This is a genomic window from Salinicola endophyticus (assembly GCF_003206575.1).
Classification (GTDB): Bacteria; Pseudomonadota; Gammaproteobacteria; order Pseudomonadales; family Halomonadaceae; genus Salinicola; species Salinicola endophyticus.
The window spans coordinates 483,034-496,184 of the sequence record NZ_PZJO01000001.1; the positions used below are offsets into that span (position 1 = coordinate 483,034).

Consider the following 13,151-nt stretch of genomic DNA (forward strand, 5'->3'; position numbering starts at 1 on the left):
AGGGAGTACTGCCTGGCTACAAAGTCCTGAATGAAAAGTCCTGAACGAAAAGTCCTGAATGAAAAGTGCTGCCTGAGAAGTCCCGCCCGAGAGGCACCTCCTGAGAAGTACTGGGCTCGGCAATACAGCGTGGCCAATCGGCTCATTGAACGGCGTTCGGAACAGCACGATGGGTGAGCGGAACGAGTCACAGGCGTGTCGCTACCGCGTCAATCCGTGCGCCAGTCCGGTCCGCTTCTGAATCGCGAGACCCTTGTCGCTCGCACTCCGTGCAGCAGCGCTGTTCACATCGTCAATCCTGACGATCTGTCGCCGTTTTTTGGCCTAGCGACATGTCCCGATCCGGCCATCGCTCGTCGACGTGTCAGGCAGCACCTAGCCGCGCGCGCCGTCGATCAACCGCCGCGCCGCTCGGAGGGCCACGTCTACGGTCGCTCTACCCCGGTAGGTCGCGGCGTGCGTCGCGCCTTCGACCAGCAGCAGAATCGAGTCGGCCAGCTCATCGTCGCGACGCCCGGTCTCCGCTTCGACGATCTCTTCGATGCGCTGCCGCAGTCGTGCCTTGTGACGCTCCATGGCCTCGACGACTTCCGGTACGTCGCCGCCGGTCTCGGCCCAGCTGCGCAGAAACAGACAGCCCCGCGCGCCCTGATCGGCGAACCACACGCCCAGCGCCCCGAACAGCTCATCCACGCTGACAGCGCTCGCCAGCGAGCGCATGAAACGGCGGTCGCGCTCGTCGAGGACGATCGCCAGCAGGCGGTTCTTGCTGCCGACATGCTTGTAGAGCGTGCGGCTGGAAATACCGGCACTGTGGGTCAGCCGATCCATTCCCGTGGCGGTGAAGCCATGGCGATCGAAAAGCTGCTCGGCGGTGTCGATCAGTCGTGTGCGAATATCCATGACCTCAATGTAAAACGATCACTTTACTTGTGCAAGCTCCGATTTAGCGGATGTCGTCCATCTCCGCTCTCCCTCATCGCGCCGTTGAGCTGCGCGTCGCGACTGGTAAAGGTGGCGGCAGAGCCAATGGCCCCTCCCCCGTCGAACAGAGCCCCAGACGCAAGACGGCGGGGCTCATCGAGCCCCGCCGTCGTGTCGCGCTTGCCTAAGGTGCCAGCCGACAACCGCCGTCGCTACCTCATCGCCGGCCGGTTTCGAAGTGCCAGGCGTGTGCCACCATCTCGTCCAAGGAGTAGTGTGGCCGCCACCCAAGCGCGCGCTCGACCTTCGCCACGTCGGCGACGAGATACCCCGGGTCACCAGCACGGCGGTCAGCTGTCTTGACGGAAACCTCACACCCGGTCACGCGCCTGACCGATTCAATGACCTGCAGAACGCTGTAGCCGACACCGCTACCCAGATTGAAGACGTCGCCCTGCTCTCCCCGCAACAGCGCCTCCAGCCCCAGACGGTGTGCGCGACACAGATCGTCGACATGGATGAAGTCCCTGACGCAGGAGCCATCCGGCGTAAGGTAGTCTCGGCCGAACAGCGTAAAGTCCGCTCGACGGCCGGAAGCGGCCTGGAGCAGCAGGGGAATGAGGTGTGTCTCGGGATCGTGACGTTCGCCCAACCGCCCCCCGGGATCGGCACCGGCTGCATTGAAATAGCGAAAGATCATGGAGCGAAAAGCGTAGCTGTGAGCGTAGTCACGTAGAACCTGCTCGACGAAGCGCTTCGTCCATCCATACGGATTGATCGGCGAGGTATCGCTCGATTCCCCGATGGCGCTCTCTTGAGCATCACCGTAGACCGCAGCCGTCGACGAGAAAACGAACTTATCCACGCCCTGAGAACGCATCTCCGCCAGCAGCGACATGGTCTTGGCCACATTGTTCTGATAATAGGCCTCGGGCTGCGTCATGGAAGCACCGACTTCACTCAGAGCAGCGAAATGCATGACGGCATCGAAGGCACGCGACCGAAAGAGGCGCCCCAGCACCTCTCTATCGCCCAGGTCACCGACGACCAGCTCAGCGTTGACGACGGCATCGGCATGTCCCGTGGAGAGATTGTCCAGGACAGTCACCCGATATCCCGAGCGATGCAGATGCTCGACCATATGCGAGCCGATATAACCGGCGCCACCAACGACCAGAATCTCACCCTTCGACATTTACACCTCGCGCCTCGATCTGGGCTGACTTCTTCGATATTTCAGACCCAGCCTAGGAGGAGGCTCCGGTCAACGACCATTTTTCCAGCTTGCGGTAGATCGTGGAGGGACTGACGGCGAGATCACGTGCGGCACCGGGAACACTGCCGCCATTGTTGGCGATGGCCTTTTCGATGGCCATTTTTTCGATCTGCTCGAGCGTCAGCCCCTGGAAAGAGAGTCCCGGCAGAGCCTCGTCAGCGTCTAGCGAAAGATCTGTCCGGCTGGACTCTCTTTCCGTCGGCTCCGCGCTGGCTGTCGGGACCGTGGCGACAGCTCCCAGATGCGCCAGAGAGAGCTTGTTGCCGGCGCTCATCACCACGGCCCTGCGAATTTCGTTTTGCAGCTCTCGGACATTACCCGGCCAATTATAGCGATGCAGCGTTTGCTGCGTCTCATCATCGAGACCCTCGAACGCCTTGCCCTCCTCAGCAGAGAAACGCGCCATGAACGCCTGAGCCAGCAGCACCACATCGTCACCGCGCTGGCGTAGCGGTGGCAGATCGATGGGCAGCACCGAGAGCCGATAGAAGAGATCCTCGCGGAAACGCCCCTCGCTCATTTCTGTCAAGGGATCACGGTTGGTGGCACAGACCACGCGTACATCCACCGGCACGGCACGATTGCTCCCGACCGGCTGCACCATGCCGGTCTGCAGAAAGCGCAATAATTTGACCTGCAGCTTCAGCTCCATCTCGCAGATTTCATCCAGAAACAGCGTACCGCCACTGGCCTCTCTGGCAGCGCCCGTGCGGTTCTCCAAGGCACCGGTAAAGGCGCCTTTGACATGACCGAAGAGTTCGGACTCGAGCAGATTTTCCGGTATGGCACCGCAGTTGATCGCGACGAAACGTCCCGATCGCCGTTGACTGAGTTCATGAATGGCCTCGGCCGCCACTTCCTTGCCCGTCCCGCTCTCGCCAGTGATGAACACGGTGGCTTTGGAGTTGGCGACGTTCTCGATGGCGCGATACACGACCTGCATGACATCGGAGCCGCCAATGAACCCCTGGAACTGCTCACGTCGCTGCAGACTTCTCGCCACCTGCACTTCCTGCTCCAGGCGCAGTCGCTCGCCGGCGCGTTTCACGGTCGTGGTCAACCGTTCGACCGAGACCGGTTTGACCAGAAAGTCGTATGCGCCCAGACGCATGGCCTGAATGGCGCGGTTGATGGAGCCATCCGCGGTGATGACGACGACGCTGGCGCTCTTGGTCAGCTCCGGGGCAGCCTCCAGAAAGTCCAGACCGTCGACATCCGGCAATTTCAGGTCGAGCAGAATGACATCGAATGCCTGCTGCTCGCGCTGGCCAGCCTCGATGTAGTATCGGGCTTTCTCTCCATTGTCGGCGATTTCGACCTGGCACCCGGCGGCCTCCAGCTGACTGGCATAGGTAAGCGCAAGAGACACGATGTCTTCGACGATCAAGACCCGAGTGCTTTCCGTCATAGGGGATAGATACCTTTTCTGGGCCGGATGATGAAACACGCGTCATGCGCAGTGCTATCGGACTTCCAATAAACGTCGCTCTCTTCACTATAGAATGAGATGCACTGCGCGACCAGACCATAGGCAATATGGGCAAAGCCGCGATGTGAACGATAAGTCACGGTATAGCCCTCTATATCACTATGCGTTTCCACCTGCGGTGGCGAAGCATCAGGGTAAATGACCTTGACCTCCTCGTGGATATGCCCCTGCACGTGTTCGAGAAGCTCGCGCGCGCTGCGGTAACGCTCCAGCAGATGCGGAAATCGCTTCTCGAAACGTAGAAAGATAAAACGGCCGAAATCTTCGCACATCGTCGTGGCGTCGGAACCGGTCAGCCTGGCCGCTGCAGCGACGAGGGCCGAGGCATAGTGACTGGGGTAATTACCGACCGCCGTGAATGCAGCCTCGTTGGGTAGCGATGCCGCTGCCACTACCCTCTCGGTGATGTCCTCTCCCAACTGTTCGTCGAGAAAGTTCATCAGCTCGACAAAGATCAATCCCTTCATGATGGGCCCTCTTGCACGCTAAGTAGACTTTGAGCCGACGCTGTTATCAGAAGCATTGCAATATCGATGCCAACGTTCAGGCGCGAGAATAGCGACAAAAAACACCTTCTCTTTTGCAATTTGGGAGAGGGCCAGTGGCAAATGGCAGTGATGACTTTGCAACTTGCGAATATTCCGTTGGGTTATCGTCCCACACATAACAAAACATCGATTCCCTTACGCACCGACTTCTCTACAATGATTGATCATGTAGAGAGGTGCGCATGCAGAAAGCCCCTTACCGTACACGCACCACGGCGTGGATCATCACCGCCGCAATGGCACTGGGAGGCTGCGCCTCCGCCCCCACGCCCGAAAATCGGGATGGAGCCTTGTGGATGCCACAACAGTGGGACGCCGAGTCCTACCAGCGCCAATGTACGCCTGACATGACGCCGCCGCCTCCCGAGGGCAAAACGTATGTGCCGATGGCGCAAATGCGCGCCGAACCCGCCAGTCTCGCGCCCGGGGACCGCCTCAGTGTCGACGTGCTGGGTGACCCGGGCGACCTCTCCAGGATGTACGTCATCGATGAACTCGGTCGCCTGGCACTGCCAGGCCTCCCGGTGATCGACACGACGGGACGCTCCATCGCCGAGGTCGAGGCACGCTTGAGCGATGTGCTCGTCGCGGAGCAGCTGGTCAGGCCGCTACCGCGTGTCGCCGCGGTCTCGTTGGTGGAGCGCGCCGGTATCTCGATTTCGGTCAGGGGGGCGATTTTCAACGAGGGCACCGTTCGCATCGGGGAGCGCCCGGTCGAGAGTCGAATCGGCCAGCGCGACGGCCCGACAGCGGGGGATGCCAATCTGGGACGCAACCTGTCGTCGGCGATCATGGCTGCCGCCGGCGCGCGACCGGATGCCAACCTGGGCGACGTCCGAGTCATTCGTGGCGACCAATGGACGAGCGTCGATCTCTCCGGGCTGATCCAGGGCACGAGCGCCACTAACATGCGACTGGCGCCCGGAGATCGCGTCGAGGTGCCCAGCACACACTGCTTCGATGCAGCGCTCGTGCGCCCGACGCCGGTCACGCCCCCCGGGATACGCGTATTCATGTCCAACCTGTCGCGGCCCGCCCCCAGCAATGCCACCTCGGCGATCGGCAAGGAGTCGACCAGCCTGCCCTATGGCACTCGTCTGCTGCAGGGCTTGGTCACCGCGAACTGCGTCGGTGGCTCGGCGATGAATGCGCATCGCCAGGCCATTCTGATCTCCACCAATCCGTTCGATGACACCACCGTGGTCATCGACCGCGATATCGAGAACATGCTGGAGCGCCAGGACCGGGATCGTATCAATCCCTACCTGATGCCCGGTGACGCCCTCGCCTGTTACGACAGCCGCTGGATGAACGTCAGGGACGCCGTGTCGATGGTAGGCGAGGCCCTGGGGCCAGCAGCCACCGTTATCCTCATTCATGATGCCGCACCATGACCGATAACAACTCAACCCCACCACGCCGGTTACTGCGTCTCTGGTGGCTCGTCCGAGATGGGCTACCGTCGGCGGGTCGCTATCGCCGCTATATCTTTGCCATCGCCCCCTTCATGCTGATGATATGGGGATTGCTGGCAGCCTATCTGCTGCTGGCACCGGTCAGCTACAAGAGTTCGATGACCCTGATTCTGCCCGGCTCGGGTGTCGGCGGTTCGATCAACCTGGAGTCCATCGGCCAGGCGTCATCACAGACCAGCTCCGCCTTTGCCACGCCCTCGCTGAGCCCAACGGAGAATTACAAGCGTCTGCTGGGTTCGGACCTCGTGCTCCAACGCGGCGCCAAGCGCCTCGACGATGGCGGGGACAGGCTCCCCAACCCGAGTGTGAAACTGGTCGATCAGACCAACCTGATCATGGTCGCCATGGCCGGTCCGACGCCCGAGCAGGCACAGGCACGTCTCGAAGCACTGCGCCAGAGCTTCCTGGCCAGCCTGGAGCGCCTGCGACAGGACGAAGCGGAGAAGCGCGAGAACGCCGACCTCGGCAGGCTTCAGGAGCTGGAGCAGAAGTTGCAGCAAGCCCAGCGGCGGGTGCTCGAGTTCCAGGGGGAGGCGAGACTGGCCACGCTGGATCAGTTCAATCAGCGCCTGGGGGTCGTCGACGATCTGGAAGGACAGCAGCGCAGCGTTCAGCTCGACCTGGAGCGATACAAGGCAACGGCCAAGCGCCTGAGTCAATTATTGCAGGTGTCCCTGGCAGAGGCTCGCAGCGCACTGCTGTTGAAAGCCGATCCGATCTTTCAATCGCTGCTGTCGCGCTACGCCATTGCGCTGACCGACTGGAATCAGGATCGTGCCACCCTGGGCGACCGCCATCTGCGCTTGACCGAGCTCAAGGCCCAGAAAGACACCCTGCAACAGGCGATGCTGGCACGCGGCGCGACGCTCACGGGATTACCGCCCCGGACCCTGCAGCGCTTCATCGACCTCTCGGTGAGCGAAGGTCGCGCCCGACTGTTCGACGAGTTGTTGGGCGCGGAAGGCACGGTGGCCGGGCTAGACGCGGAACTGGCCGAGATTCGCCACCAGATTCGGCGCCAGAACCAGGAGCATGGTGAACTGGTGCAGATGGCCGCCGAACTGTCGGATCGACTCAGGGAGCAGCGTATCTCCGAAGCGGTGTTCTCCTCGGCTCTGGCGCGGCTGGATACCAACAAGTCGGACCCCTTCGCCTCCTACCCACTCGTCCAGACCTTCGAGTCGCCCTCGCTGCCCAACGCCCCGTCATCACCCTCGACGGTCCTCGCGGTGGCTGGCGGCGTGGTCGCCAGCATCTTCGTCATCATGGGCTTCCTGCTGCTATGGCTACGCCAGCCGATCATCAAACTACTACTGCCGAAAGGCTGATATCGGTCGCCATTCAGAGCACCTGGCTGCTCTGGCTGCTCGGCGGTTTATACATCGCCGGGCCAGCCATGGCCTGGATTCTGACGGCGATGGCAGCAGTCACGTTGTACCTGACGCCGGCAGACTCCGCGTCATGGCGCCCACCACCGCCCCATCCGGTGATCCTCATCTGGATGCTGGGGATGCTGGCGATGCTGGTGATTTTGATCGTCGGGCATCTGCTCAATGAACTGGGCATGGGCAAGACCATCAAGTCCTCGATCGGCTGGGCCAAGGGCTGGGCACTGCTGGCGCTGTTCCCACTGGCCGGCGCCTTGCTGCCCGTGCGCCCTGAAGTGATCTATCGAGCCGTCTGTCGCCTGGGGCTGCAGACGCTGATCTTGATCCCTCTCTTTCTGGTCGCGCCGTTCGTGGGGCTACCGAGCCAGCTGTATGTCTCGCCACTCAAGATCGTCGGCGGGTCGGGGCCGGAGTACTTTGCGGTGATTCTATATACGCTGGAACCGGGGACCGGCGTGCCGCGCTGGCAGTTCTTCGCACCCTGGTCGCCGGCGGCCGGGATGATCGCGGTCGTGCACATCCTCTGCGCGCTGGAGGAGAAGCAGCTTGGCTGGAAAGTCATCGGGGTGTCGGCGGGCCTGCTGATCGCGCTACTTTGCCAGTCGCGACTGGCGCTGGTGGCACTGGCGATCGTCTGGCCGGTGTCGTTCGGTGTCAGCCGCCTGCGCCAACCCTGGACCTGGTTCACCGCGGCCCCCGCCATCTTGCTCCTGGGACTGCTGTCGCCCCAGATACAGGGCTTGCTGGATCAAGCCGTGCAGCGCTTCACCAGCGCTCGCGCCGACTCCAGCCGGGTACGCGCCGCCCTGGGCCGCATCGCCGTCGAACGCTGGCACAACGAGGCGCCCTGGTTCGGCCATGGCATCGTGGAAAACGGCCCCCACCTGGTCGAGTACATGCCGATCGGGAGCCACCATAGCTGGTATGGTCTGCTGTTCGTCAAAGGCTTACTGGGGGCGATCGCCCTGGCCATTCCGCTGGCGGCGAGCTTCTGGATGGCGGGCCGGCTGGCACTCTACCAACCCATCGGTCGCGTCGCCCTGGCCATGTTGCTGCTGCTCACCCTCTACAGCTTCGGTGAAAACCTGGAGATCCTGAGCTATCTCTACTGGCCGGCCCTGGTCATCGTCGGTATCGCGGCCAGACAGGCTGCCTGGCGGAGCCAGCAAGGCACCGGTGTGGCGACGACTGGGGAGGAGACGCCAGAAAAACGACGGCAACGCGATGTGCCCACGCCGGAGGGGGACTCAGTCGAGAGGCAGTAACTCACGCCAGCGCAGCAGTCGATCATCGACGAGACTCTGCGTGGAGGCCCGCGCAGACAACCCCATGGCCACCAGCCCCGGCGGCGTCAGATCGTGAAGACAGGTGCTCAGCCCCTGTTCGCTATCGAAATCCACTTCCCACCCGGCCTTGGCCGCCTGCTCGGGCAGGCCATCCACGCCCGCGACCAGGACCGGCCTGGCCGCCTGTCGAGCCTCGGTCGCCACCAGGCCGAAGGACTCCCAGCGCGACGGCACGGCGATGAGATCACACGCGGCCAGAAAATCGGCGCGGTCATCGACCTGACCAACGAAATGGATATGCGGGGCATCTCCCGCCAACGCGCGCAGCGCCTGCTCCTCCGGCCCGCTACCGCCCAGCCGCAGCTGATAGCGCTCGGGGTCCAGGGCCAGGAACCGGGCGATCAACCGATCGAATCCTTTCAGCCAGACGAATCGGCCATAGGCTCCCACCACCAGCGGGCGCTGCCCCTGCCAGTCCGAGGGCGGTATCTCCTGTAGCGCGGGCACATCGCTCCAGGGCGATACCACCTGCACTCGCTGCGGCGCGATCCCAACAGCTTCGGTCAACCACTGCGACTGCCCCTGCGACACCGAGACGATCTTGTCGAACAGGCGAGAGGCGATGTTCAACATCATCCGAAACCGGCCGGCGTGCGCGACGTGATGCGCCGCCCAGGCACGTGTATAGCTGTGTTCGATATGGATCAGACGGGCGTGACGATGGCGCAGTCGCAGTGACGCCAGGAAGGGCAGCGCCCGCCAGCGCGGCGGAAAATGCGTCATGATCACATCCGCATCCAGCCTCGGCGCCAGCTCATGATCCGGTTTCACCGTCACCACCCGGCAGCGCAGACGACCGACCCAGGCAGGATGCTCGAAGATGGCCAGAGCCTGCATGACGCCACCGGGTGACACATCGTCCACCAGATGAACGATCTTGAGCGTTTTCATGCGGCGACCTCGGTACCCAGACGACGACTCAACAGCATGGCAAAGCGTTCACGTGACAGCCAGCGTGCTGCCATCGCGCCGAGGCTGGTCTCGAGCGTCTTGAAGGGCTCCTGCAGCGCGATCCACGGGCTGGCCGCCAGCGCCTGACGCATCAGCGCCACGGCGAAGGAGCCATCCCCCAGTTGCACCGCCCGTCTGGCCAGATAGCGAAGTTGATAGGCCCGGGCACGCGCCCCGTGACGGGCCAGCAGCGCAGGCGCGTAATCCTGTGCCTTGGAGATCGCCCGCTCCCAGCTCTCGTACTGGCGGATCACATTGGAGGAGAGCCCGCCGATGACGATGCGATAGTCGGTGAGCAGGCCTTCGATGCCCTCGAAACGGCAGCCGTACCCCGCGATCATGCGCAACCACAGTTCGATGTCCTCTGACTGGCGGAAGCTCTCGTCGAACCAGCACAGGCGTCCGGGCTCCTGCGGATGTACGAAGGCGACGCGATCCAGGGCACGGCGCCGAATCACTGGCGCTGACCCATTGCCCACCGGGTTACGCGTGAGGACGTGACGGGCCTCGACACCGGTCAACCGGGGCTGCTGGCTGACGCCGAGCGGACGCCCCTGGGCGTCGATCAGGCGGGAGCCGGAATAACTGACGTCGACCGACTCATCGGCATTGAGATGGATGAAGTGCAGCGCGAGCTTGGTCGGGTCCCAACGATCATCGGAGTCCAGCAGCGCGATATAGCGCCCGCGTGCCACCGCGATGCCACTGTTACGGGCTCCCGCGAGCCCCCGATTGCGCTGGGTCACGATGCGAATGCGCTCATCCGAAAACGCTCGGCATACCTGCATGCTGTGATCGAGGGAGCCATCGTCGACGATGATGAGCTCGAAATCCTGGAACGTCTGATCGAGCACGGACTGGATCGCCTCACCGACGAAAGCTTCCACATTGTAGACGGGCATGATGACGGAGAAGATGGGCAGGGTCATGGCGGTTACTCCAAGCGTGGTCAGAAGATGGTGTCCTGCCCTTTGAGTATCAAAAACCATGCCAACTTTTATTTACAATATAAATCAAAGACTTGTAAAAAATCCGCTGTCATCATGTCGATGTTTTATGCCAATGACCGCAAATTGCAACGCGCGCCTTTTGCGGTTTCGCAATTTGCTCGGGAGCGACGGCGGCGAGAAGAACCAGCGACATACGGAACAGCGAGATAAAGAACAGCGGAACAAGAGCGTGCGGAGCGGCCAGACGACGACATGCTGTCGTGGAAACCGTCTCGAGAAAGGGATCGTGACAAGCACTTGACGAAGGAGTGTCTTGAAGGGGCTGTATTGCAGAGACTAGGCGAATAGCCGCATACGCAGGGTGCGAGGCAGCAGCGGGCTGACCATCGCTCCCGCCAGGGTCATCAGGCCCCGGCGTCGATCGCGGAAGAACGCCCGTGGCGAACTGGCCACCCCGACCAGCGCGAAGCGCGGTGCCAGCCATGGCGAACTGCCCGCGCGAAGCGCCCGGCGCGCCAGGTAACGGCAATACAGCGCCCGCGCGGAGGAGGCATCGAAATCCGCCGCGTAGTCCTGTGTCAGCGTCTGCCAGCCGTCATACATGGCGCGCAGATTGGCCGACAGCCCGTCGGCCGACAGTCGATATCCGACCAGCAGCACATCCATGCCGCGAATACGCCGCCCCTGGTTGACGGCACGCGCCAGCCACTCCTGATCCTCGGCGTACTGCATGCCTCGACGAAATCCGCCACTGGCCTGCCAGCATTCGCGACTGACGACCAGATTGGAGCTGGTGCAGACCGGATTCTCCCCCAGCACATCCCCGAGCGTCAGCGCGTCCGGCGGAACGGTGGAGATTGTCTGCGCGCGTGCCAGGTCGTCCCCCTCGCCGAGCAGAAAGGCGATCTTGGCGAAACTCATGTCGAGCAGTGGATCCTGGCCATGATGCTGCCAATGTCGCTCGAGCTTGGTGGGATGCCATACGTCATCGGCGTCGAGAAACGCGATCCACTCCCCTTCGGCACGGTCCGCCCCAGCGTTGCGCGCTGCGGCGACACCGCCATTGGCCATGGAGACCACGCGAATACGCGCATCGCGCGCCTCCAGGGCGTGTAGACGCGCCAGAGAGTCATCGGTGGAGCCATCGTCGATGAGCCAGAGTTCGAAGTGAGGCTCCGTCTGTCGCAGCACGCTCGCGACCGTCTCCTCGATACTGTCCGCGGCGTTGTATACCGGAATCACGACGGAAAACCTCGGTCGAGTCATGCACAGGCCCTCTTGAACGGCATCCGTTGGACGATGCCAGCATCTTGCCTCAGGCACCAGATCGAGCCGGGAATCAGGATCAGCGCGAGCCCCGCCACGTAGGCACCCGCAGCCACCAGCAGCCCCCAGCCGGCAAAGGCCGCCAGGCCACCCAGGGCCGCCGCCGTCGCCATGCTGCTCATCATGGCTTCGACGCCCGGCTGGTCGAGTGCTCGCAACCAGGCGCTGGCCACCGCGGCGAAGATCATCGGCATCGCCCCGAGCCCCAGAATCGAGACCAGCGGGGCCGACGGCGTCCACTGGGCACCGAAGATGAACGGTACGTACCAGGGCGCCAGGCAGACCTGCAGCAGCAACACCGGCATGAACACCACCAACGCCAGCATCAGCCCCTTGCGACACCGGCGTCGGCGATCGGCCAAGCCGTCCGCGCGGCAGATGTAGGGGAACAGTATCTGACCCAGCGCCATCACGAAGGAGGTGGTGATACCAAGGCCTGCGTTGAACGCAAAATAGTAGATACCCAGCGCCTTGACACCAAAGACGGCCCCGACGATCAGCTTATCGAGTTGCGTGCGCGCGACATTGACCATTTCGGTGATCAGGACACCGACGGCGAAGCCCATGAAGGTACGCCAGGGCACATACCCCGCCTCGTGCTGCGGCACCCACCGCTTGGCCCGACGCACCAGTACCAGCCACACCGGCGCAGTGACCAGCTTGGGCAGCACGATGGCCCAGGCACTCGGCCACAGCAGCACGAAGAGCAGGGTCAGCAGATGATCGCTGACGTTCTGCACGGTCGCGATCCGCGCGATCGTACCGAAGCGCTCCTCGCGCATGAGCAGAAACACCTGCACCAGCCCCGCCGGCATGAACAGATAGACACCGGAGAGCAGGGCCAGCATCAGCGGAATCTCTTGCATGCCGAAGAGATGCAGCCCAGCGGCCAGGACGAGTTGAATCGCAGCCACGCCGAGGCACCAGCACCAGAACAGCCTGAGGGCTGTGTTGCAGGTCGCCGCCAATGCATCCACGTCGGCAGCGATGATCCGCTGGCCGATCCCGGCATTGGCCAAGGCTCTGACCACTTCGAACAGGCTCAGGGCCAGCGCCGCCACGCCCATGATGGTGGGGGACACCTGCCGGGCGATCACCACGATCGCCAGGATACGCACGACACGATTGATCATCTCGGCACTGCCGAAGGCGACCAGGCCACGCATCAGTGGGCTGACGTCCTGGCGGGCATGGCGAAAGCGAAAAGCGAATGGGTTCATGTCCGGCACCGGTCAATAGTATTTGCCCATATCATTCAATAATCGGGCCAACTCCAAAAACCTTTTACATGACAATCAATTAGCTAGATATCTCCACCGCCACAGGGCGCTTTCCAGCGACTTAGTCGCAAATTGAAATGCCATTTGCATTCGACGATGCAGGCTGCAACCCGAGCGCCTGCCAAGCCTTGTCCCAACGCCATTCTCCTCCGCAAAAATAAACATAGATAATTGTTTATTAAAAAAAAATAAAAGTTG

The 13,151-nt window shown here is 62.4% G+C and carries 11 protein-coding genes; 3 read left to right on the plus strand and 8 right to left on the minus strand.

Translation table 11 applies throughout. The features are described 5' to 3' along the window. Positions 1 to 375: 375 nt before the first annotated feature. The 4 genes from DOM66_RS02140 to DOM66_RS02155 form a co-directional block, all read right to left on the minus strand. Positions 376 to 903: a TetR/AcrR family transcriptional regulator gene (locus DOM66_RS02140; protein ID WP_110689108.1), complete on the minus strand. Its 528-nt coding sequence runs from the start codon at positions 901 to 903 to the stop codon at positions 376 to 378. 238 nt (positions 904 to 1,141) lie between these two features. Continuing rightward, complete coding sequence (gene galE / locus DOM66_RS02145; protein ID WP_110675740.1) at positions 1,142 to 2,119, minus strand: UDP-glucose 4-epimerase GalE; 978 nt, start codon at positions 2,117 to 2,119, stop codon at positions 1,142 to 1,144. Between the two features lie 52 nt (positions 2,120 to 2,171). Continuing rightward, positions 2,172 to 3,587 (minus strand): sigma-54-dependent transcriptional regulator, encoded by a 1,416-nt coding sequence (locus DOM66_RS02150; protein ID WP_110689109.1) that lies wholly within the window; start codon positions 3,585 to 3,587, stop codon positions 2,172 to 2,174. 17 nt (positions 3,588 to 3,604) lie between these two features. Further along, positions 3,605 to 4,156, minus strand: a complete 552-nt coding sequence (locus tag DOM66_RS02155) for a heme NO-binding domain-containing protein (protein WP_110689110.1) — start codon at positions 4,154 to 4,156, stop codon at positions 3,605 to 3,607. Between the two features lie 263 nt (positions 4,157 to 4,419). Here DOM66_RS02155 and DOM66_RS02160 point away from each other — a divergent pair, with 263 nt between their 5' ends. The 3 genes from DOM66_RS02160 to DOM66_RS02170 all read left to right on the plus strand — a co-directional run bounded on the left by DOM66_RS02160 (position 4,420) and on the right by DOM66_RS02170 (position 8,365). Further along, positions 4,420 to 5,631, plus strand: coding sequence for a polysaccharide biosynthesis/export family protein (locus DOM66_RS02160; RefSeq protein ID WP_342588179.1), 1,212 nt, complete (start codon positions 4,420 to 4,422; stop codon positions 5,629 to 5,631). Beyond that, positions 5,628 to 7,040, plus strand: a complete 1,413-nt coding sequence (locus DOM66_RS02165) for a GumC family protein (RefSeq protein WP_110675748.1) — start codon at positions 5,628 to 5,630, stop codon at positions 7,038 to 7,040. Before DOM66_RS02160 ends, DOM66_RS02165 begins: the two co-directional genes overlap by 4 nt. Positions 7,041 to 7,129: 89 nt before the next feature. Further along, positions 7,130 to 8,365 carry an O-antigen ligase domain-containing protein gene (locus DOM66_RS02170; RefSeq protein WP_223161869.1) on the plus strand — a complete coding sequence of 412 codons (1,236 nt, stop codon included), beginning with the start codon at positions 7,130 to 7,132 and terminating at the stop codon, positions 8,363 to 8,365. On the opposite strand, the gene DOM66_RS02175 is transcribed toward DOM66_RS02170, so the two are convergent. The 4 genes from DOM66_RS02175 to DOM66_RS02190 form a co-directional block, all read right to left on the minus strand. Continuing rightward, the gene (locus tag DOM66_RS02175; protein ID WP_110675750.1) at positions 8,348 to 9,337 is read right to left on the minus strand and encodes a glycosyltransferase family 4 protein; all 990 of its coding nucleotides are present in this window, start codon (positions 9,335 to 9,337) and stop codon (positions 8,348 to 8,350) included. The genes DOM66_RS02170 and DOM66_RS02175 overlap by 18 nt on opposite strands. Continuing rightward, a complete protein-coding gene (locus DOM66_RS02180) occupies positions 9,334 to 10,326 on the minus strand; it encodes a glycosyltransferase family 2 protein (protein ID WP_188115122.1) in 993 nt (330 codons plus the stop codon). The genes DOM66_RS02175 and DOM66_RS02180 overlap by 4 nt, the downstream gene beginning before the upstream one ends. Positions 10,327 to 10,683: 357 nt before the next feature. Next, the gene (locus tag DOM66_RS02185; RefSeq protein WP_110675752.1) at positions 10,684 to 11,613 is read right to left on the minus strand and encodes a glycosyltransferase family 2 protein; all 930 of its coding nucleotides are present in this window, start codon (positions 11,611 to 11,613) and stop codon (positions 10,684 to 10,686) included. Then, a complete protein-coding gene (locus DOM66_RS02190) occupies positions 11,610 to 12,893 on the minus strand; it encodes an oligosaccharide flippase family protein (protein WP_110689111.1) in 1,284 nt (427 codons plus the stop codon). Before DOM66_RS02190 ends, DOM66_RS02185 begins: the two co-directional genes overlap by 4 nt. Between the last annotated feature and the right edge of the window lie 258 nt (positions 12,894 to 13,151).